Source organism: Streptomyces griseus (genome assembly GCF_001715295.1).
In the GTDB taxonomy this organism is placed as follows: Bacteria; Actinomycetota; Actinomycetes; order Streptomycetales; family Streptomycetaceae; genus Streptomyces; species Streptomyces griseus_G.
The window spans coordinates 444,132-464,971 of sequence record NZ_MDKB01000001.1; the positions used below are offsets into that span (position 1 = coordinate 444,132).

Annotated in this window: 14 protein-coding genes; 5 read left to right on the forward strand and 9 right to left on the reverse strand. The window is 70.0% G+C overall.

The features are described from left to right. Positions 1 to 56: 56 nt before the first annotated feature. The gene (locus tag BA175_RS01555; protein ID WP_069169357.1) at positions 57 to 1,286 is read left to right on the forward strand and encodes an ROK family protein; all 1,230 of its coding nucleotides are present in this window, start codon (positions 57 to 59) and stop codon (positions 1,284 to 1,286) included. 48 nt (positions 1,287 to 1,334) lie between these two features. Here the strand turns inward: BA175_RS01555 and BA175_RS01560 are convergent, their stop codons facing one another. The 6 genes from BA175_RS01560 to xylA all read right to left on the reverse strand — a co-directional run bounded on the left by BA175_RS01560 (position 1,335) and on the right by xylA (position 8,333). Next, positions 1,335 to 2,414: a YihY/virulence factor BrkB family protein gene (locus BA175_RS01560; RefSeq protein WP_069169358.1), complete on the reverse strand. Its 1,080-nt coding sequence runs from the start codon at positions 2,412 to 2,414 to the stop codon at positions 1,335 to 1,337. 119 nt (positions 2,415 to 2,533) lie between these two features. Continuing rightward, positions 2,534 to 3,913 (reverse strand): GH1 family beta-glucosidase, encoded by a 1,380-nt coding sequence (locus BA175_RS01565; RefSeq protein WP_069169359.1) that lies wholly within the window; start codon positions 3,911 to 3,913, stop codon positions 2,534 to 2,536. A gap of 8 nt (positions 3,914 to 3,921) precedes the next feature. Next, positions 3,922 to 4,779, reverse strand: coding sequence for a carbohydrate ABC transporter permease (locus BA175_RS01570; protein ID WP_069170280.1), 858 nt, complete (start codon positions 4,777 to 4,779; stop codon positions 3,922 to 3,924). A gap of 5 nt (positions 4,780 to 4,784) precedes the next feature. Then, positions 4,785 to 5,756 (reverse strand): carbohydrate ABC transporter permease, encoded by a 972-nt coding sequence (locus BA175_RS01575; RefSeq protein ID WP_069169360.1) that lies wholly within the window; start codon positions 5,754 to 5,756, stop codon positions 4,785 to 4,787. 11 nt (positions 5,757 to 5,767) lie between these two features. Further along, the gene (locus BA175_RS01580; RefSeq protein WP_069169361.1) at positions 5,768 to 7,024 is read right to left on the reverse strand and encodes an ABC transporter substrate-binding protein; all 1,257 of its coding nucleotides are present in this window, start codon (positions 7,022 to 7,024) and stop codon (positions 5,768 to 5,770) included. Positions 7,025 to 7,163: 139 nt separating this feature from the next. Further along, positions 7,164 to 8,333, reverse strand: coding sequence for a xylose isomerase (xylA, locus tag BA175_RS01585; RefSeq protein ID WP_069169362.1), 1,170 nt, complete (start codon positions 8,331 to 8,333; stop codon positions 7,164 to 7,166). 342 nt (positions 8,334 to 8,675) lie between these two features. On the opposite strand from xylA, the gene yicI reads away from it, so the two are divergent. The 3 genes from yicI (at position 8,676) to BA175_RS01600 (ending at position 13,119) form a co-directional block, all read left to right on the forward strand. Beyond that, the gene (gene yicI / locus BA175_RS01590) at positions 8,676 to 10,931 is read left to right on the forward strand and encodes an alpha-xylosidase (RefSeq protein WP_069169363.1); all 2,256 of its coding nucleotides are present in this window, start codon (positions 8,676 to 8,678) and stop codon (positions 10,929 to 10,931) included. A 267-nt stretch (positions 10,932 to 11,198) separates the two neighbouring features. Continuing rightward, complete coding sequence (locus BA175_RS01595) at positions 11,199 to 11,822, forward strand: histidine phosphatase family protein (RefSeq protein WP_069169364.1); 624 nt, start codon at positions 11,199 to 11,201, stop codon at positions 11,820 to 11,822. 220 nt (positions 11,823 to 12,042) lie between these two features. Next, positions 12,043 to 13,119: a lytic polysaccharide monooxygenase auxiliary activity family 9 protein gene (locus BA175_RS01600; protein ID WP_069169365.1), complete on the forward strand. Its 1,077-nt coding sequence runs from the start codon at positions 12,043 to 12,045 to the stop codon at positions 13,117 to 13,119. Between the two features lie 265 nt (positions 13,120 to 13,384). On the opposite strand, the gene BA175_RS01605 is transcribed toward BA175_RS01600, so the two are convergent. The 3 genes from BA175_RS01605 to BA175_RS01615 all read right to left on the reverse strand — a co-directional run bounded on the left by BA175_RS01605 (position 13,385) and on the right by BA175_RS01615 (position 18,879). After that, positions 13,385 to 14,032: a class F sortase gene (locus BA175_RS01605; protein ID WP_069169366.1), complete on the reverse strand. Its 648-nt coding sequence runs from the start codon at positions 14,030 to 14,032 to the stop codon at positions 13,385 to 13,387. Positions 14,033 to 14,084: 52 nt separating this feature from the next. Continuing rightward, positions 14,085 to 14,795 carry a hypothetical protein gene (locus BA175_RS01610; protein WP_069169367.1) on the reverse strand — a complete coding sequence of 237 codons (711 nt, stop codon included), beginning with the start codon at positions 14,793 to 14,795 and terminating at the stop codon, positions 14,085 to 14,087. Between the two features lie 229 nt (positions 14,796 to 15,024). Further along, a complete protein-coding gene (locus tag BA175_RS01615; RefSeq protein WP_069169368.1) occupies positions 15,025 to 18,879 on the reverse strand; it encodes a GH92 family glycosyl hydrolase in 3,855 nt (1,284 codons plus the stop codon). Between the two features lie 498 nt (positions 18,880 to 19,377). Here BA175_RS01615 and ngcE point away from each other — a divergent pair, with 498 nt between their 5' ends. Then, positions 19,378 to 20,826 carry an N-acetylglucosamine/diacetylchitobiose ABC transporter substrate-binding protein gene (ngcE, locus tag BA175_RS01620; protein ID WP_069169369.1) on the forward strand — a complete coding sequence of 483 codons (1,449 nt, stop codon included), beginning with the start codon at positions 19,378 to 19,380 and terminating at the stop codon, positions 20,824 to 20,826. Positions 20,827 to 20,840: the final 14 nt, after the last annotated feature.

Genomic DNA, 20,840 nt, shown 5'->3' on the forward strand with positions numbered 1-20,840 from the left:
CCGCACCCCTGTAATCAGGGGGTGCGGCCCTTCGCTGCAATAGGTTCGAAGGCCTCATGAAGAACAACCTGACCTCGCCGGCGGCCAAGGCCGGGCACGAGTCCGTACGGCGGCACAACCTGAGCCTCGTGCTGCGCACCGTGCGCGCGGAGGGCGAGGTCACCCGCGCGCGGGTGGCGAGCCTCGTCGGGCTCACCCGGGCCGCCGTCTCCTCCCTCGTCGAGGAACTCCTCGCACTCGGCTGCCTGAGCGAGTCCGGCAAGACGTCCAGCGGGTCGGCCGGACGCCCCGGAACCGTGCTCACCCCGGCCCGCACCGGTCCGGCCGGGCTCGGAGTGGAGATCAACATCGACTACGTGTCGGTGTGCGCCGTGGACCTCACCGGAACCGACCGGGTCCGGGTGACCGAGCACACCGACCACCGGGGCGTCCCGCCCGCCGAGGTCCTCGCCCACGCCGCCCGGCTGACCAACCGGGTCATCGCCTCAGCCCGGGAACAGGACCTGCGCGTGGTCGGCGTCGAACTGGCCCTGCCCGGCCTCGTCTCCGGCGGCGTCGTACGGCAGGCCCCGAACCTCGGCTGGAGCAGGGTCGCGGCCGAGGGCATCTTCGGACAGGCACTCAGCACCCTGCGCCCGGCCGGGCGCGCGCTGGCCGTCGGCTCCGACAACGAGGCCAACCTCGCCGCCCTGGCCGAGCTGTGGTTCGGCGGGCTGGGCGGCGTACGCACCTTCCTCTACCTGACCGGTGAGATCGGGGTGGGCGGCGCGCTCGTGGTGAACGGCGAGATGCTGCGCGGCGCCCACGGGTTCGCGGGCGAGATCGGGCACGTCGTCGTCGACCCGCAGGGACCCCTCTGCCGGTGCGGGGCGCGCGGCTGCCTGGAGCAGTACGCGGGCCGGGCGGCGCTGCTCACGGCCGCGGGCATCGACCCCGGCACGGGGGTGCGGGGGGTCGGCGAGCTGGAGCAGCGGGCGGCGAACGGCGAGGCGCGGGCCCTGGCGGCGCTGCGGGAGGCGGGGGACCGCCTGGGTGTGGTGCTGGCCGGAGCGGTGAACCTCTTCGATCCGGAGGCCGTCGTCCTGGGCGGGATCTACCGCAACCTCATGCCGTGGCTGGAGGGCCCGGCGGACGCCCAGCTCACCGTGCGGGTCGTCTCGGGCCGCTGGCACGAGAACGGCAGCAGGCTGCGCGCCTCCTCCCTCTCCGGCGACGCGGCCCGCGGCGCGGCGGCCAGAGTGGTGCACGATGTCCTGGCGGACCCGGGGGCGTACGCGGTGCGGTGACGGCGTTCCCCCGCGCCACGGCCGTCAGCAGCCGCCCCCGGGGGCCGCTCAGCCCAGGTTGCGGCGGTCCTCCTCGGTCCACTTGGCGGTGTCGCGCGGTTCCACGTACGGCTCCTCGGTCTCGGGGTGGCCCCCGTCGATGGCCCGCTGGCGGGCCATCTCCGCGTCGAATTCGAGGCCGAGAAGGATCGCCAGATTGGTGATCCACAGCCACACCAGGAAGACGATCACGCCGGCGAGAGCCCCGTAGGTCTTGTTGTACGAGGAGAAGTACGCCACGTACAGCGCGAAGCCGGCCGAGGCGGCCATCCAGAGCAGAAGGGCGAGGAGACTGCCGGGGGTCACCCACGTGAAGCCCCGGCCCCGGGCATTGGGCGCCGCCCAGTAGAGGAGCGCGATCATGGCGGTGACGAGAAGGACCAGAACCGGCCACTTCGCGATCGACCAGACCGTCATGGCCGCGTCACCGAGCTCGAGGGCGGAACCGGCCCGCCGGGCCAGCGGCCCGGTGAACACCACGATCAGGGCGCTGATGGCCGCCAGCACCATCAGGGTCACCGTCAGCCCCAGGCGCAGGGGCAGCACCTTCCACACGGGCCGCCCTTCGGGCATGTCGTAGACGGCGTTGGAGCAGCGGATGAACGCCGCGATGTACCCGGAGGCCGACCACACCGCCAGCAGCAGACCGACGACGGCCATCAGCGATCCCGTGCCCCCGTTGCCCTGCAACTGCTGCACGGCGTCGGAGAGGATGTCCCGGGCCGGGCCGGGAGCGAGGTCCTGGAGGTTGTCCAGCACCTTCTGGGTGGCGGACTTCCCCGCGACACCGAGCAGCGACACCAGCACGAGCAGGGCCGGGAAGAGCGAGAGCACGCTGTAGTACGTCAGGGCCGCGGCCCGGTCGCCGAGCTCGTCGTCCGCGAACTCCCGCACGGTGCGTTTCAGTACGGCCCACCACGACCTCCTGGGCATGGCGGTCGGTCCGTCGGGTGCGTTGCGCTCCACCTCGGGGTCGGGCCCGACGCGGGCCGGCTCCCGGGGGGCGTCGTCCGCGCCGTCTCCGTAGTGGTCGGCGGCGTCCTGGCCGTCGCGGGTGGGGTGAGCCTGTGATTCCGGTGTTCGCGCCATGGGAGTCCGGTAACCGCCACAGCAGCAGGGAAACCGGTTCGGCCGCGACGGATCCGCTCGGGGCTCCGCGCGGCACACCGGATCCGGGTGCGGACGGGGTCCGCACCCGGAAGCGGCGATCAGGCCCGGTGGGCCGCGATCAGCTGCTGGTACCAGCGGTAGCTGTCCTTCGGGGTGCGCTCCAGCGTGTCGTAGTCGACCCGGATGATCCCGAACCGCTTCGCGTAGCCCAGCGCCCACTCGAAGTTGTCCAGCAGCGACCACACGTAGTAGCCGCGTACGTCGACACCGGCGTCCATGGCCGCACGGAGCGCCGTCAGGTGGGTGCGCAGGTACTCCACCCGGTCCGCGTCGTGCACGGAACCGTCGGCCTCGACGCTGTCGTGCTCCGCCGAGCCGTTCTCCGTGATGTGCACCGGAGGCAGGGCGTCCCCGTAGGTCTGCTTGAGCGCGGTCAGCAGGTCGGTGAAGGACTCAGGGACGACCGGCCAGCCCATGGCGGTCTTGCGGACGCCCCGGTACTCGCCCTCCGTGTACCGGTTGTCCGTGGCGACGCGCAGCGCCGGGTCCGCCTCGCGGTGCGGGGCGGCGGCGACCACGATCGGCCGGTAGTAGTTGATCCCCAGGAAGTCCAGCGGCTGGGAGATCAGCTCGAGGTCGCCCTCACGGCGGAAGTCCTGGCCGGTGATCAGCTCGCCCCACGTCTCCTCCTCGGTGGCGGGGTAGCGGCCCGCGAGGATCGGCTCCGTCCACACCAGGTTGTGCTGCGTGTCGGCCCGTACGACGGCGGCGAGGTCGGCGTCCGAATCGCCGGCCGGGACGTTGCGGTCCAGGTTGAGGGTGATGCCCGCCTCCCGGACACCGGCCGCGCGCAGCGCGCTCATGGCGTGCCCGTGGCCGACCAGCAGGTGGTGCGCCGCGGCGAGCGCGCCGCGCCCCTCCTGGGCGCCCGGCGCGTGCCGGCCCACGGAGTAGCCGAGGAAGGCGCTGCACCACGGCTCGTTGAGGGTGATCCAGCGCGGCACCCGGTCGCCCAGGTGCTCGGCGACGATCGCCGTGTACTCGCCGAAGCGCTCGGCCGTCTCCCGTACCCGCCAGCCGCCCTTGTCCTCCAGGGCTTGCGGGAGGTCCCAGTGGTAGAGGGTGGCGGCCGGCTCGATGCCCGCCTCCAGGAGGGAGTCGACGAGCCGGGAGTAGAAGTCCAGGCCCTTCGGGTTGACCGGCCCGCTGCCCGAGGCCTGGATCCGGGACCAGGCGATCGAGAAGCGGTACGACTCCACTCCCAGGTCGCGCAGCAGCGCCACGTCCTCGGGATAGCGGTGGTAGTGGTCGCAGGCCACGTCGCCGGTGTCACCGCCGTCCGTCCGGCCGGGGGTGTGACTGTAGGTGTCCCAGATGGACGGGCCGCGGCCGTCCTCCTCCGCGGCGCCTTCGATCTGGTACGAGGCCGTGGCCGCGCCGAACACGAAACCGGGCGGGAAGACCGGGAAGTCGCTCATGGAAACCCTTACTTGACCGAGCCGCCGGTGATCCCGGCGGCGATGTACTTCTGGGACAGGACGAGCAGGACCGCCGCCGGCACCGCGGAGAGCACGGACGCGGCCATGACCGAGCCCCAGTCGCCGACGTGGGCCCCGATGTACTGGTAGATACCCAGCGTGATCGGCTTGACGTCGTCCGTGGTGTTCAGCGTCAGCGCGAACATGAAGTCGCTCCACGCGTACAGGAACGAGAACAGCCCTGCCGTGATGAGGGAGTTGCGGCTCATCGGCAGCACGACGCGGACGAACGTGCGCACGCGGCCCGCGCCGTCCACCTCGGCCGCCTCGATGACCTCCCGGGGGATCGACACCATGAAGGAGCGCATCAGCACGATGGCGAACGGGATGCCCAGCGAGGCGTCCGCCAGCATGAGCCCGAAGTAGGAGTTGACCAGGCCGAGATCGACGTACGCGCTGTACAGGGCGTTCGCGATCACGATGCCCGGCACCATCTGCGTGATGAGCGTGCCGAACACGATGGTCCTGCTGCCGCGCAGCTTGAACTGCGCGAGCCCGTACGCGGCGGGCGCGGCGATCACCAGGCAGATGGCCACGGCGCCGAGCGCCACGGCCAGCGAGGTCAGCAGGTTGCCGCCCTGCTCGGTGAAGGCCGACGTGAAGCCGGAGAGGTCCACGCCCGTCGGGACGGCGCCCACGTCGACGAGGCTCGCGTCCGGCTGCAGGGCGGTGTTGACCATCCAGTAGAGCGGGAACAGCATGACGGCGAGGATGACAACGCCGAGGACGGTCGCCCCCCAGCGGCGCTTCGGCCGGTGGACGGCGGCGGGCGCCGGGGCGGCGGGGATCTGGGTGGTGGTCGCCATGCCGGTCACTTCCCCTCGTTGCGGTTGACCCGCAGGTAGAACACCGCGAAGACGGCGGAGATCAGGATCAGGATGTTGCCGACCACGGCACCGGCCCCGAAGTCCATCTGCACGAAGGAGTTCTGGTAGGTGAGCGTGCCGAGCGTCTGCGTGGAGTCGGCGGGACCGCCGTCGGTCAGCGCGAGGACCAGGTCGAGGATCTTGACCGTCGACATGAAACCGAGCACCAGCACCACGGTGATGACGGGCTTGAGCATCGGCAGGGTGACCGAGCGGAACGTGCGCCAGGCCGAGGCGCCGTCGAGCGAGGCCGCCTCGCCCAGTTCCTTGGGGACCTCCTGGAGGCCGCCGTAGAGGATCACCATGTTGAACGGGATGCCGATCCAGATGTTCACCAGGATCACCGAGATCAGCGCCATGCTCGTGCTCGTCAGCCACGGCGTGTCGCCGGGCAGTCCGAGGGTGCCGAGGAAGGAGTTGAGGACGCCGGTGTCCTGGTCGAAGATGCGCCGCCAGACGATGCCGGAGACGACCATGGGGACCAGCCACGGCAGGAGGATCAGCGAGCGCAGGATCCCGTTCAGCGGGAAGCGGCGCGTGAAGAAGACGGCCAGGGCCAGGCCGATGCAGAACTGGCCGACGAGCGATCCGACGGTGAAGAGGATCGTCTGCCAGAGCGCCTTGCCGAAGAGCCCGTCGCCGAAGACGTTGCTCCAGTTGTCCGTGCCGTTGAACGGCGCCTCGCCGGTGAAGAAGGTGGACGGCGAGTAGTCCTGGAAGCTCATCACGATGTTGCGGACGAGCGGGTAGCCGAAGAACAGCGCCATGAAGATCACGGCGGGGGCGATGAACCCCCACTGGGCGAACTGCCTGCGGCGCCGGGCACGCAGGGGGCTCACGGGCTTCCCGGTCGCGGCCGCGCCGGTGGCCTGCGGGTCGGCCGGCGGCGCGGCGGCCGAGGCTGTGGTGGATGACATGGTTCGTTACCTCAGTTCCCGCTCGTGACCTGCTGCTGGGCACGCTTCAGAGCGGCCTCGCTGGACTCGCCGGTGAGGGCGGACTGGAAGGCGCTCTGCAGGGCGAGCGACACGGACGACCACTGCGCGCCGACCTTCGCGGTACGGGAACGGGCCGTCGAGACCTGTCCGGCCAGGGCCGCCAGCTCCGGGGCCTTCGTACGCCAGACGGCGGCGGCCTTGGCGTTCGCCGGGACCATCCAGCTGTTCAGCGCGTAGGTGATCTGCTCCTGCTCTCCCGCCATACAGCCGACGATCTTGGCGGCCGTCCTCTCGCGCTCGCCGTCCCCGGTGTTGGGCACGGTCAGCACACCACCGCCCAGCGGACCGACCGAGTCGTCGCCCGCCTTCGGTACGGGGATCTGCGCGATGCCCCAGTCGAGCCCCTTCTTGGAGTTCAGGGTCTCCACCTGCCACGGGCCGTTGATCATCATGGCGGCGTTGCCCGCCATGAACTGGTCGTTCACGTCGGCCTGGGTCCAGTTGACGGTGGACTTGGAGAGCGAGCCGTCCTTCAGCAGCGACTTCCAGTAGTCCAGCGCCCCGGCGACCTCGGGGCTGTCGAGCTTCGTCTCGTCGCCGCCGTTCGACCACATGAACGGGGTGAACTGGAAGACGCCGTCCTCCGCGCCGCCCGCGCTCAGCGCGAGGCCGTACCGCTTGCCCTGGGTCAGCTTCCGGGCCGTCGACCGCATCTCCTCCCAGGTGGTGGGCACCTTCAGGCCGGCCTTGTCGAGGGTGTCCTTGTTGTAGAACAGCGCCAGGGTGTTCACCGTGCGCGCCGCTCCGTAGTACGTCCCGTCGAACGAGCCGAAGTCGACGATCCCCTCGGGGATGTCCGTCGTGGTCAGCCCGAGGTCCTTCAGCGGGATCAGCCCGCCGGCCTCCGCGAACGTCGGCATCTCGGAGGCGTCCAGCTGGAGGACGTCCGGCAGCGACTTCGAGGAAGCCATGCGCAGCGCCTTGGTCATGAGCTGCGCGGCCGGCACGCTCTGCTGCTCGATGGTGATCCCGAGCTGCTTGCTGCAGCGCTCCAGCGTGTCACCGTCCCAGCGGTGGTACGACTCGTCGGTCGAGGAGTTCATGACGGTGTAGACGTCCTCGTCGCGCTGCTGGCCGCAGCCGGACAGGACGGTGCCGGCGACGACGGTGGAGACGACGGTGAGGGGGAGGAGGATCCGCCTGGTGCGGCGGCGTCGGACCTGGCCGTCCGGAGAGGGTTCTGTCACGGTGGTGCCCTTGCGGTGAGAGGGTGGCCGGTGCGCGGGGGAGCGCTCCCACTGGCTGAGTGCCGGGTCCGTGCGCGGGTCCGGCGGGTCCGTGCACGGGAAGGGTGTCCGGCGGGCGGGCCGCCGGACACCCGGTGCGTCAGCGGACGCCGAGGAGGTGGTCCAGGGCGAGCTGGTCGAGGGCTTCGAAGGCCATGGAGCGTTCGGCGGCGGTGGTGACGTCGAAGTCCTCGTAGGCGGTGCGGTCGGCGAGGAGGGCCTTGAGGCCGTCGTCGGCGGTGGGGAGGGCGAGTTCGTGGAGGCGGGAGGCGGTCAGGGCGTCCTGGACGGCGGGGTCGGCGCGGAAGGCGGCGGCGCGTTCCTTGAGGATGAGGTAGTTGCGCATGCAGTTCTTCGCGGATTCCCAGACGCCGTCGATGCCGTCGGTGCGTACGGGCTTGAAGTCGAAGTGGCGCGGGCCCTGGTAGCCGGCGGTCTCCAGGAGGTCGACGAGCCAGAAGGCCTGGCGCAGGTCGCCGGCGCCGAAGCGGAAGTCCTGGTCGTACTTGATGCCGGACTGGCCGTTGAGGTCGATGTGGAAGAGCTTGCCGGCCCACAGGGCCTGGGCGATGCCGTGGGGGAAGTTGAGTCCGGCCATCTGCTCGTGTCCGGTCTCGGGGTTCACGCCGACCAGTTCCGGGCGTTCCAGGCGCTCGATGAAGGCGAGGGCGTGGCCGATGGTGGGCAGGAGGATGTCGCCGCGGGGCTCGTTGGGCTTGGGCTCGATGGCGAAGCGCAGGTCGTAGCCCTGTTCGGTGACGTAGTCGCCCAGGAGGTCGAAGGCTTCCTTCATGCGGTCCAGGGCGACGCGGACGTCCTTGGCGGCGCCGGACTCGGCGCCTTCGCGTCCGCCCCAGGCGACGTAGGTGCGCGCGCCGAGTTCGGCGGCGAGGTCGATGTTGCGGATGACCTTGCGCAGGGCGTAGCGGCGGATGTCGCGGTCGTTGGAGGTGAAGCCGCCGTCCTTGAACACCGGGTGGGTGAACAGGTTCGTGGTCGCCATCGGGACCTTCATCCCGGTGCGGTCCAGGGCGTCCTTGAACCGGCCGATCAGCCGGGCCCGCTCACGGTCGGAGGATCCGAAGGGGATCAGGTCGTCGTCGTGGAACGTCACCCCGTGCGCCCCGAGCGCGGCCAGCCGCTCGACCGACTCGACCGGGTCCAGCGCGGGCCGGGTCGGCTCCCCGAACGGGTCGTTGCCACGCCAGCCCACGGTCCACAGACCGAAGGTGAACCTGTCCGCGGGGGTGGGGGTGAAACGGTCCGACATTGATCAGCCTCTTGTCGCCGAAGGCCCGGACGGCTGCTCTGCCGCCCTGCCTATTTGTTTGCTTGCAGTACTAATACTCCATCCGGCCAGGGGTTTCTAGACCGTTTCCGTGACGTATCGCTCACGTGGCGCCATCGTGACCGATCGGATACACGCGGTGTATCTCTCGGTTTCCGGGCAATCCGGCCGTTCCTGTCGCACACCGATCCCGGCGGCCGTATTTGTTTTGTGTACGATCAAAATCGAGGGGACCCGCCGCCGCGCTGACCGCGGCCGCCCCGACGTCCCGCATCCCAGAACCTCCGACTCCCGTACTTCCGAGACGGATGAAGGACCACCCCCATGAAGTTCACCGACGGCTTCTGGCAGTTGCGCAACGGTGTGCACGCCTCCTACGCCACCGAAGTCCGCGACGTCCGCCTGGAGGACGACCGTCTCGCCGCCTACGCCGCCGTGAAACGCGTCGAACGCCGCGGTGACACGCTGAACGCGCCGCTGATCACCGTGGACGCCCACGCGCCCGCCGAGGGCGTCATCGCCGTGCGCCTCACCCACCACGCGGGCAGGCGCCGCAAGGGGCCCGACTTCGAGCTGCCGGGGGCGGCCACCCGGCCCGCCGCCACCACCCGTACCGAGGGCGCGACCGCCGAGCTGACCAGCGGCCCGCTCACCCTGCGCCTCCCCACCGAGGGCGCGTTCGGCCTGGAGTTCCTCGACGGTGACGGACGGCTCCTGACCTCCGCGGGCCGCAAGGGCACCGCCTTCGCGACCGCCCCCGACGGCAGCCACCACATGGTCGCCCAACTCGGCCTCGGCGTGGGGGAGACCGTCCACGGCCTCGGCGAACGCTTCACGCCGTACGTCAAGAACGGCCAGGTCGTCGACATCTGGCAGGCCGACGGCGGCACGAGCAGTGAGCAGGCGTACAAGAACATCCCGTTCTACCTCTCCTCGCGCGGCTACGGCGTCTTCGTCAACCACCCCGGCAAGGTCTCCTTCGAGGTGGGCTCCGAGGCCGTCGGCCAGGTGCAGTTCAGCGTCGAGGACCAGACCCTGGAGTACTTCGTCGTGGCAGGACCCACGCCGAAGGAAGTGCTGTCCAGGTACGCCGCCCTCACCGGCCTGCCCGCGCTCCCGCCGGCCTGGTCGTTCGGGCTCTGGCTCACCACGTCGTTCACCACGGCCTACGACGAGGCCACCGTCACCTCCTTCGTCGACGGCATGGCCGAGCGTGGCATCCCGCTGAGCGTCTTCCACTTCGACTGCTTCTGGATGCGCGAGTACCAGTGGTGCGACTTCGAGTGGGACCCGGCCGTCTTCCCCGACCCGGAGGGCATGATCACCCGGCTCAAGGACAAGGGCCTGAGGATCTGCGTCTGGATCAACCCGTACATCGGGCAGAAGAGCTCCCTCTACGAAGAGGGCGCCGAGAAGGGCTACTTCGTCGAGACGCCGGACGGGGACGTCTGGCAGTGGGACAAGTGGCAGGCCGGCATGGCGCTGGTCGACTTCACGAACCCCGAGGCCACCGCGTGGTTCCAGGCCAAGCTGAAGGTCCTCCTCGACCAGGGCGTCGACGGCTTCAAGACCGACTTCGGCGAGCGCATCCCGACGGACGTGGTCTGGCACGACGGCTCCGACCCGGAGCGCATGCACAACTACTACACGCACCTGTACAACAAGGCCGTCTTCGAACTCCTGGAGCAGGAGCGCGGCCAGGGCGAGGCCGTCCTCTTCGCCCGCTCGGCGACGGCCGGCGGCCAGCAGTACCCGGTCCACTGGGGCGGCGACTGCTGGTCCTCCTTCGAGGCCATGGCCGAATCCCTGCGGGGCGGCCTCTCGCTGTCGCTGTCCGGGTTCGGGTTCTGGAGTCACGACATCGGCGGCTTCGAGGGCACCCCCGACCCGGCGGTCTTCAAGCGCTGGCTCGCCTTCGGCCTGCTCTCCTCGCACAGCCGGCTGCACGGCTCGTCGTCGTACCGCGTGCCGTGGGAGTTCGGCGACGAGGCGGTGGACGTGGCCCGGCAGTTCACCCGGCTCAAGCACCGCCTCATGCCCTACCTGTACGGCGCCGCGGTCGAGGCCCACCGCACGGGCGTGCCGACCATGAGGCCCCTGCTGCTGGAGTTCCCGCAGGACCCGACGGCCCGCACGGCCGACCGCGAGTACCTGCTCGGCCCGGACGTCCTCGTCGCGCCGGTCTTCACCGGGGACGGCCAGGTCGAGTACTACGTCCCCGAGGGCACCTGGACCCACCTGCTGACCGGCGACACGGTGACCGGCCCCGCCTGGCGCCGCGAGACGCACGGCTTCGACAGCCTGCCCCTCCTGGTCCGCCAGGGCGCGGTCCTGCCCCTCGGCGCGGACGAGTCCCGCCCGGACGGTGCGTGGCTGGACGACCTGGAACTGCGCGTCTTCGCCCCGGCGGGCACGGGCGACTTCACCCGCACGGTGACGGTCCCCGACCGCACGGGTGCGGTGGCCGCGACGTACGAGGTGGTCCGCGAGGGCGGCGAGGTCCGCGTCACCGCGGACACGGACCGGCCGTACACGGTCACGGTGGTGGGCGAGGAGGGCCTGACGGTCGTCAGCCGCTGATTCCGCCCCCCGGCCCGGACAGGAAGCCGGAGCGGCTCCCCGCAGGCGGCGCCGCGGGGAGCCGCAGAGGCCCGGGCGTCCGTGTACGGGCCGAGCCCCCGGGTGTCCCCTGTCCCGGAACGCCGCAGCACGGCGCCCTGCCCGGCCCGGGCTGCCCGGGCACGGCGAGCCGCGTCCTGCCGGGCCCGGCGGAATGCGATCGTCGGCCGGCGGGTTGGTACCAGCGGCACCACGTGACCTGCACGGCAGAGAAGGCGGACGTAAGACATGGGCGAGCTGATCCTCATCCGGCACGGCGAGACCGAGTGGTCCCGCTCCGGGCAGCACACGAGCTACACGGACCTGCCCCTGACCGAGCTGGGGGAGCGGCAGGCCCGCGCCCTCGTCCCGCTCCTCGAAGAACGGGAGATCGGCCTCACCCTGACCAGCCCGTACCTCCGCGCCCGCCGCACCGCCGAGCTGGCCGGCCTGCCCGCCCCCCGGGTGACGCCGGACCTGCACGAGTGGGACTACGGGGCGTACGAGGGCGTGACCACGGTCGACATCCGCCGCGTCCGTCCCGACTGGAACCTGTGGACCGACGGCGTGGCGCCGGGGCCGGCCGAACACCCGGGGGAGACGCCCGACGAGGTCGGCGCCCGGGCGGACCTGGTTCTCGCGGAGCTGCGGGCGGCGGCCTCACGTCTCGGGGAGGCCGACATCGCCCTCGTGGCGCACTCCCACTTCCTGCGCGTGCTCACCGCCCGCTATCTGCGGCTGGCCCCCGCGAGCGGTGAACTGTTCCAGCTCGCCACGGGCGCCGTCTCCCGGCTCGGCACGGAGCACGGCAAGCCGGTCATCAAGGCGCTCAACATGGCCCTTCCGGAGCGGCTGTTGCACGCCCTCGACTGACGGCACCGTCCACCCCGTCCCCGTCCGCGGTCGGCGCCGGGCCGTCACCGACGCCCACCCGCGAGGTGGCGGAGGCCGCCCGCGAACCTGTCCGGAAACCGGCCGCGCGAAGCGTTTACAGGTGCCCGGCCGCGCGCTAACCTCCGGCCGAAGTGGGAGCGCTCCCAAGCTCGCAACCGAACCCGGCCCCACCCGGCGCCGCAGCGAAGGGACGTACATCGTGATCAACCTGGCCAGGCACCGATTACTGGCGGGCACCCGCCGAAGGGCACTACTCCTCACCCTGCTCGCCCTCCTCACGACCGTCCCCGCCCTCGGGCTCGTCGTCACCACGGGGGAGAAGGCCGAGGCGCACGGCACCCCGATGAAGCCCGCCAGCCGCACCTTCCTGTGCTGGCAGGACGGGCTCACCGACACCGGGGAGATCAAGCCCGTGAACCCCGCGTGCAAGGGCGCCGCGCAGCAGAGCGGGACCACTCCCTTCTACAACTGGTTCTCCGTGCTGCGCTCGGACGGCGCGGGCCGCACCCGCGGCTTCGTCCCCGACGGACAGCTGTGCAGCGGCGGCAACACCAACTTCACCGGGTTCGACCAGGCGCGCGACGACTGGCCGGTGACCCACCTGACCGAGGGGGCGACCATCGACTTCTCGTACAACGCGTGGGCGGCGCACCCGGGGTGGTTCCACGTCTACATCACCAAGGACGGCTTCGACCCGACGCAGCCGCTCACCTGGGACGACATGGAGGAGACACCCTTCCTCTCCGTCGACCACCCGCCGCTCAACGGCACCCCCGGCACCGTCGAGGCCGACTACCGGTGGTCCGGCGCGCTGCCCGACGGCAAGGACGGCCGCCACATCATCTACATGGTGTGGCAGCGCTCCGACAGCCAGGAGACCTTCTACTCCTGCTCCGACGTGGTCTTCGACGGCGGCAACGGAGAGGTGACGGGCGTCAAGGAGGGGTCCACCACCCCCACCGAGCCCCCGCCCGGCGCGTGCACCGCGACGCGGACCACCACCGGCAGCTGGAGTGGCGGCTACCAGTCCCAGGTGACCGTCACCAACTCCGGCACGGTGCCGATGCTGGGCTGGATGGTGGAGTGGACGCAGCCGGCAGGTCAGCGGGTCGCCAGTCTCTGGAGCGGTGCCATGACGACTCAGGGACAGGCGGTGATGGTCCACAACGCGGACTGGAACGGCTCGCTGGACCCCGGTGAATCCACCACCTTCGGATACGTGTCCGAGGGCGGCGCGGCGGATCCCGCGCTGGAACTCGGCTGCACGGTGGGCTAAGGGCTGTCCCGAAGGTCCCGTGCGCCCGGGGACGCCTGGGACACGCACTCGCCGCGTCGTCGGGCTCGTGCCGGGATATCCACGGTCGGGACGACCCTCCGCCGTGCGATCGCACGCACCGGACGCCCCCGGACCTGCCGTTCGGGCGGACGACGCTCCTTTCGGCGCAGGGCGTAAAGGCTGTCCCGCACGTCACGGCGGGCTCAGCAGCGCGGAAGGCCGGTACCTCTGCCCCCGAGGTACCGGCCGGAGCCCACGGGCGGAATCAGACCGCCTTCTTCAGCGACGCGAGATGGGCGAAGACGACCACGTTCGCCGAGTAGCCCGCCTTCTTGTCGAAGCGGCCCCCGCAGGTCAGCAGCCGTAGTTCCGGCCGCCCGGTCGCCCCGTAGACCTTCTCGTCGGGGAACTCGTCCTTCGTGTACGTCTTCACCGTGTCGACGGTGAACACCGCGGTCTTCCTGTCCGCCCTCGTCACCGTGACCTTGTCACCCCGGCGCAGCGCGTTCAGGTTGAGGAAGATGGCCGGGCCCGTCTTCGTGTCCCGGTGGCCCACGAGCAGGGCCGTTCCCGCTTCGCCCGGAGAGGGGCCCTTCTCGAACCAGCCGGCCAGTTTCGGCTTGCTGAGCGGTGGAGCCCCGAGCCGCCCCTTCGCATCGAGGCCGAGGCCGACGACCGGGGCCTCGATGAAGATGGCGGGAACGGCGACCTTCAGCGGGCGGGAGTGCACGAGGGGGGCGTGCGAGGCGGGTACGTGCTCCTGCGGCTTGTGCGGTGCCCGGCGGAACGGCGCCTGCCCGCCGCCCGCGGCGTCACCGCCGCGGGCGGCGGTGACCGACGGGGTGTCCTCGGAGGAGTCCGAGGACACCCAGGCGATGCCGGCCACCAGTGAGGACGTCACGCACAGCGTCATGGTGAGACGGCATGCGCGACTCGGTCCTCGTCGTCGCCGTCGGCAGCGGGCGTTATGCCTCGCCACGGGCACGGCGACGTGCGGTCCGCCGGACCATGACCAGGCCGGCGACTCCCGCGGCCCCGGCGACCAGCGCCGCCGTGGTCCCGACGTTCGAGTCGCTCTCGGAGCTCACGCTCTCCATGTCCGGGACACCGCCGCCGCCCGCCGGCACCGCCCCGGACGGCTTGTCGTACTCCTTCTCGGCGGAGGCTTCCGACGACGAGCCCCGGTCACTGCCCCGGTCGTTGCCCCGCTCGCTGCCCCGGTCGTCGCCGTCCCCGCGGCTGCCGCCCTGGCCGCGCCGGGAGCAGTCGACCTCGAAGCTCTTCTGCTTCGGGCCCGCCGGGACGACCCACACCAGCTGGTAGGTGCCCTCCGGGAGCAGGTACTCCTGGCTGCGCGCCGAGCCGTTGATGAGCGGCAGGGTGCCGAGCAGCGTGTCGCCCGGCGGGACGGTCGGAGGCTGCTCGGTGATCGTCCAGGGGACGGCGGGGAGCGACTCGAAGTTGCTCGCCGCGAGCACGAACTTGCAGACCTCGACGCCGTCGCGGTCACCGCGCGAGTGCCAGCCGACCGACGTGACGTCGATGTTGCCGCTGTCGCCGGGGGCGGCGTAGGCGGCGGGTGCTCCGGCGAGTGCGGCGCCGGCGACGGTGACCGCTGCGGCCACCGTGGTGCCCGTGCGAACGCCGCGGGAGCGGACGGAAGCGGGAATGCGCATGAAGGGCTCCTTCAGCCGAGATGATTGTCGTACTGATCACCTGATCGCCTAAGGCTTGCCATGGATCACCGTAAAAGTCAGGTAAGACACTGAAAACGTGTCAGAAGTACCCTGATCGGCAGACAGTGGACGGAGGGCAACCGGGTGGCGGAGCCGGGAACGCGGTGGTGCCCCTCCCGGCGGACCTCGCCGGAAGGGGCACCTGTACCGATGGAGCGGTGGAACGGACTCACTTCTCGCTGATCAGCTCGATCTCCGCCAGTGTCGCCGTGCCGTCGAGGACCAGCCGGTACTTCGCGTACGCGCCGGGCTTGGCCACGGAGAACACGCGGGTCTGCCTGTCCCAGACGAATGTCTGTCCGGACCGCTTGTCGAGGTCCTTCCAGGCGGTCCCGTCCGAGGAACCCTGCAGCACCCACCCCTTCGGCGCCTTCGCCGCCGCGGCCGACGTCAGCGTGTACCTGAGCGCCTCGGTGCCGGCCTCGGCCGGGAGCTCCACCGAGCTCACCGCGGCCGAGGTGGCCGAGGTGTCGTCGTAGAGCGCGCCGTCACCCGTGAGCACGTCGTCGGCGGGCGCCGGCACCTCGTCGTCCCGCGTGATGGAGACCGGGGCCGCGTTCCTGCCCGTGCCCCAGGCGGAGGGCTCGGCCCCCATGTCGAACTCCAGCACCCCGCCCTTGGCCAGCAGGGCGTGCGGCAGCGAGGTGGACGTCCACTTCTTGCCGTTCACCTCGAGGCCCTGGACGTAGATGTTCCTGTCGCTGTTCTTCGGTGCCTTCACCACGAGTTCGCGCCCGTTCTCCAGGTGCACCGTCGTCTTCGTGAAGAGCGGCGAGCCGATCGCGTACTCGCCGCTGCCCATCACCAGGGGGTAGAAGCCGAGCGAGGAGAAGAGGAACCACGCCGACTGCTCGCCGTTGTCCTCGTCGCCGTGGTAACCCTGGCCGATCTCGCTGCCCGTGTACAGGCGGCCGAGGACCTCGCGGACCTTCTCCTGCGTCTTCCACGGCTGCGAGGCCGCGTTGTACATGTACGTGACGTGGTGCGCGACCTGGTTGCTGTGGCCGTACTGCCCCATCCGTACGTCCCGGGCCTCCGTCATCTCGTGGATGACACCGCCGTAGGAGCCGACGAACTCCGGTCCCGCCGTCTCGGGGGTCGCGAAGTAGGTGTCCAGCTTCTCGGCGAGGCCGTCGCGGCCGCCGTAGAGGTTGGCCAGACCGCGGCTGTCCTGCGGGGCGGTGAAGGCGTAACCCCAGCCGTTCGTCTCGGTGTAGTCGTAGCCCCACACCCGCGGGTCGTAACGGTCCGAAGGCAGGCGCCAGTCGCCGTTCGGCTTCTTCCCCTGGAAGAAGCCGGCCTTGTCGTCGAAGAGTTTCACGTAGTTCTGGGCACGGTCGAGGAAGTAGGCGGCCTCCTCCTTGTAGCGCTCCTTCTTCGTCTTCCTGTAGAGCGCCTCGCCCATCTGCGCGATGCCGTAGTCGTTGAGGTACCCCTCCAGCGACCACGAAAGGCCCTCGTGCGTCGCTGTGTCGGCGTACCCGGTGAAGACGGAGGTCTCCATGCCCTTACGGCCGACGCCCGGCGACGGCGGGGCGACCGTGGCGTTCTTGACCGCCGCGTCGTAGGCCGCCTCCGCGTCGAAGTCCACGCCCTTGACGTAGGCGTCCGCGAAGGCGACGTCCGAGCTGGTGCCGGTCATCAGGTCGGAGTAGCCGGGGGAGGACCAGCGGGAGATCCAGCCCCCGTCCTTGTACTGCTGGACGAAGCCGTCGACCATCGTGCCGGCCTGCTTCGGGGTGAGGAAGGAGTACGCCGGCCAGGTCGTCCGGTAGGTGTCCCAGAAGCCGTTGTTGACGTACACCTCGCCCTTCACGATCTTGGAACCGGTGTGGGTCGGGGTGTCGGTCCCGGTCTGCGGCGAGAACGGGCTCGCGTAGGTGCTCTCGCCGTCGACCTGCTCGAAGCCCGAGTTCGGGTAGAGGTAGAGGCGGTACAGGCTGGAGTAGAGCGTGGTCAGCTGGTCGGCGGTCGCACCCTCGACCTCGACCTTGCCGAGGATCCTGTCCCAGGCCTTCTGCGCGTTCTTCCGCACCCGGTCGAAGGAGGTCTTCGCCGGGAGCTCCATGGCGAGGTTCCGCTTCGCCTGGTCCACGCTGATCAGCGAGGTGGCCAGCCGGAGGTTGACCGTGCGGTCCTTGCCCGCGTCGAAGCGGAAGAAGCCGGTGACGTCGTCCCCGCCGCCACCCTTCAGCCGGCCGCTGTCCGTCACCGGAGCGTCGAAGTCGCCGTACACGAAGAGCCGGGTGGCACCGGTGGAGAGGCCGCTCTTCACGTCGGAGTAGCCCGTGAAGGAGCCGGTCTCCGGGTCGAGGGTGAGTCCGCCGTCGTTGGAGACGTTGTCGAAGACGATGCTCGCGTCGTCGCCCGGGTAGGTGAACCGCATCCGTGCCGCGTGGTCCGTGGGCGTCATCTCGGCCTGGAGACCGTTCTCGAACGTCACTCCGTAGTAGTGCGGCCGCGCCGTCTCGTTCTCGTGGCGGAAGGGCAGCGCGCGTGCCGTGCGGGAGGCGTCCGGGGTGCCGGAGGCCGCCGACGGCATCAGCTGGAAGGTCTGACGGTCACCCATCCAGGGACTCGGCTCGTGGCTCGCGCTGAAGGCCTGCACCGTGGGCAGGTTGTCCGCGTTGTTGCCGCGCGCGTAGTCGTACAGCCAGCTGGTGGAGCCGGCGTTGGTCACCGGTGTCCAGAAGTTGAAGCCGTGCGGGACGGCGGTCGCGGGGAAGGTGTTGCCGCGTGAGAAGCCGCCGCTCGAGTTCGTGCCGCGGACGGTCGAGGCGTAGTCCGCGAGGTGCGCCTTGCGCTTCTCCGGCGCCTTCGGGGCGATCGTGATGTCGTCGATCCACCCCTGGAACTTCGCGGGGCCCTTGGGGGAGTCGTAGGCCACCAGGATCCGGTCGACGGTCTTGCCGGCCGCGACCGAGCCGATCGAGGAGGCCACCTTGTTCCACTGGTTGACGTAGAGCCGCTTGGCGTCCGCCTGGCCCTGCGGGTTCAGCGGACCACCGTGGCTGTCGGTCGCGCCGAGGTCGCTCAGATAGGTGCCGTCGGTGAAGGCCAGGTCCACCGCGACGTGGGTGGCCGCGTAGCTGAGGTCGTTCCCGGCCATCTGCGGGTAGACCAGGTACGAGAGCTGCGTGTTCCTGGTGACGGCCGTGTCGACGTCGAAGACCTTGTTGTACGAGTACGCGCGGCCGTCCGGCTTGTGCGTGCCCGCGTACCGCAGGGCCTTCTTTCCGGTGAAGCCCGCACCCGACTTCGCGGTGGGGGAGCCGGACGGTCCGCGGTCGGCCTGGGTGCGCATGTCGTCGGGCGCGGGGGCGGAGGCGTCCCCGTTCGAGAACTGGACGTCGGCGAGCTGGAGCGCGTCCGGAGCGCCGTTGTTCCGGGTGATCTCCAGCCGGAAGTGCTGGTACGCCGTGTCCGTCGAGAAGTCGTACGACTTCGTCTGGAAACGTTCCGAGAAGGTCTGGCCGGTGCGGGTGTCCAGGTCCGTCCACGTCCTGCCGTCGGCGGAGCCCTTGAGCGTCCAGTCCCGGGGGTCGCGTTCGGCGTGGTCGTTGGCCGAAGTCAGCGCGTACGTCACGACCTTGCTGGGCCGTACGAGGTCGAACTCGACCCAGCCGGACGGGGCGAAGGCCAGCCACTTGGTACCCGGCTCCACGTCGACGAGGTTCTCCTTGACCTCGCCGCCCCCGGTGTTCTCGCCACTGGCGCGCAGATCCGTGACCTGATCGGTGACATTGCCCGGAATTCCGGCGGAGAACCCGCCATCGACACCCGATGCCCTTTTCTTTCCGCCGGAGTCTTCTTCGACGGTATTACGCCAGTCCGGCTGCTTTTCGTCTGCCTCGAAGGAGGTGCTGAACGACGTGTCGCCGGGGGGCTTCTGCGAGGGTCCGGACGGGTGCGCGAAGGCCGCGGTGGGGGCGGCCGCGACCAGTACGAGGGAGGCCGCGAGGACCGCGGCGGAGTGGCTTTGTCTCTTACGGGAGCCTTGGTGAAGACCACGTAGGGGCTGCATACGGAGCCGTTCCTCCTGGGGGCATGCAATGGACAACGTTGTCAGGACGCGATGCGGGTTCCAGTAGGGAGCCAAGTGGCTGTATGTGTCAAGGGTGTTGCACGGGACCTGCGGGGCGAATCGGCCGTTATGCGGAAAAGTGCGTTCCGCCGCGAGGGCGTGCGGTGCCGAGGAGTCCGCGAGGTCTCAACTCGGGAAAGACTGCCGCTCAAACCTGCATTCGATCTTGCTCACTCGACGACAAGTGGACTATACCTGTCGGCGTCTGCACAGCCGTTCCACACGGTCCGCGGGCGCGGGGGAACCGGGGAACGGATGTGGGGCGCCGAGGGCGGCTCGCTGTACGGTTCCTGGAAACTCCCCCACTGCACCTGGCAATCCGGCAATCTGCACGACCCAAGCGCAACTGACCGCGGTGGCGGGGCCCTTCGCCTGAGGCGAATTCACGACGGGTGACCGGTACACCGCCTGAGTCCTGGAGAAGGCGAGGACTTGAGCATGGGATCCACCTCCGCCCACACGAATGAGGGCCTTGGCCGTCGCGATGTGATCAAGCGTTCTGCCGCACTCGGCCTGATCGCTGTTCCCACGATGAGCTTCCTGTCGGCCTGCGCGAGCGGCGACAGCGGCGGCGACGACAAGGTCGAGAAGGGCACGAAGAGCGCGAAGAACCCGCTCGGTGTCAACGAGACCGCCGGTCTCGAGGTCGTCATCTTCAACGGCGGTTTCGGCGAGCAGTACGCCATCGACGCCGAGAAGAAGTACAACGAGGCGTTCCCCAAGGCCCCGAAGGTCAAGCACGCCGCGACCGAGAAGATCCAGTCGCAGCTGCAGCCGCGCTTCAACGGAGGTACCCCGCCGGACCTGATCGACAACTCCGGCGCCGAGCAGATGGACATGGGTGTCCTGGTCGGCAAGAAGCAGCTGCTCGACCTCACCCCGCTGATGGACGCCCCCTCCTACGACGACCCGGCCAAGAAGGTCCGCGACACGCTGCGCCCCGGTGTCCTGGAGATGGGCCAGTTCGACGGCGACCCCGTCTGGATCATGTACTACGCGTACACGGTCTACGGCGTCTGGTACTCCCAGACCAACCTCGAGAAGCTCGACGCGGCGTACCCGGAGACCTGGGACGACATGCTCGCGCTGTGCGAGAAGGCGAAGAAGAAGGGCATCGCCGGCTGGACCTACCCCGGCAAGTACCCCTACTACCTCCCCTTCTCGCTCTACCCCTTCATCGGGAAGATCGGCGGCCGTGAGGTCCTCGACAAGATCGACAACCTGGAGCCGAACGCCTGGAAGGACCCGGCCGTCAAGGCCGCCTTCGAGGCGTACTACGAGCTCTTCAAGAAGGGCTACATCCTCAAGGGCACGCCCGGCCTGACCCACATCCAGTCGCAGACCGAGTGGACCAAGGGCAAGGCGCTCTTCATCCCGAACGGCTCGTGGGTGGAGAACGAGGCCGCGCCGACCACCCCGGACGACTTCAAGATGATGGTCGGCGCGCCGTCCAGCCTGGACGCCTCCGACAAGATGCCCTTCGGCACCATCTGGGCCTCCGGCGGCGAGCCGTTCATCGTCCCGGCGAAGGCGAAGAACCCCGAGGGTGCGATGGAGCAGCTGCGCATCATGCTCAGCGAGGACTCCTCCAAGAACTTCACGAAGTCGGTCAAGTCCCTCAGCGCCTTCAACGGCGGCACCGACGGGCTGACCCTGTCCACCGCCATGCAGTCCGGCGTCGACGTCCTCAAGAAGGCCGGCGACAACGTGGTCAACCCGCGGCTCCAGGACTGGTACGTGAAGCTGCAGAAGGAGCAGATCGGAATCGCCGGCATCGGCGAGATGATGGCCGGCCGCGCGACCCCGGCGGAGACCATCAAGAAGATCCAGGCCTTCGCGGACGCCGCGGCCAAGGACCAGTCCATCAAGCACTACAAGCACCAGTGAGCTACCGTCACCAG

Coding starts and splice junctions, on each gene's coding strand:
- BA175_RS01555 (WP_069169357.1), top strand. CDS start 57: ATGAAGAACAACCTGACCTCGCCGGCGGCCAAGGCCGGGCACGAGTCC.
- BA175_RS01560 (WP_069169358.1), bottom strand. CDS start 2,414: ATGGCGCGAACACCGGAATCACAGGCTCACCCCACCCGCGACGGCCAG.
- BA175_RS01565 (WP_069169359.1), bottom strand. CDS start 3,913: ATGAGCGACTTCCCGGTCTTCCCGCCCGGTTTCGTGTTCGGCGCGGCC.
- BA175_RS01570 (WP_069170280.1), bottom strand. CDS start 4,779: ATGGCGACCACCACCCAGATCCCCGCCGCCCCGGCGCCCGCCGCCGTC.
- BA175_RS01575 (WP_069169360.1), bottom strand. CDS start 5,756: ATGTCATCCACCACAGCCTCGGCCGCCGCGCCGCCGGCCGACCCGCAG.
- xylA (WP_069169362.1), bottom strand. CDS start 8,333: ATGTCGGACCGTTTCACCCCCACCCCCGCGGACAGGTTCACCTTCGGT.
- yicI (WP_069169363.1), top strand. CDS start 8,676: ATGAAGTTCACCGACGGCTTCTGGCAGTTGCGCAACGGTGTGCACGCC.
- BA175_RS01595 (WP_069169364.1), top strand. CDS start 11,199: ATGGGCGAGCTGATCCTCATCCGGCACGGCGAGACCGAGTGGTCCCGC.
- BA175_RS01605 (WP_069169366.1), bottom strand. CDS start 14,032: ATGACGCTGTGCGTGACGTCCTCACTGGTGGCCGGCATCGCCTGGGTG.
- BA175_RS01610 (WP_069169367.1), bottom strand. CDS start 14,795: ATGCGCATTCCCGCTTCCGTCCGCTCCCGCGGCGTTCGCACGGGCACC.
- BA175_RS01615 (WP_069169368.1), bottom strand. CDS start 18,879: ATGCAGCCCCTACGTGGTCTTCACCAAGGCTCCCGTAAGAGACAAAGC.
- ngcE (WP_069169369.1), top strand. CDS start 19,378: ATGGGATCCACCTCCGCCCACACGAATGAGGGCCTTGGCCGTCGCGAT.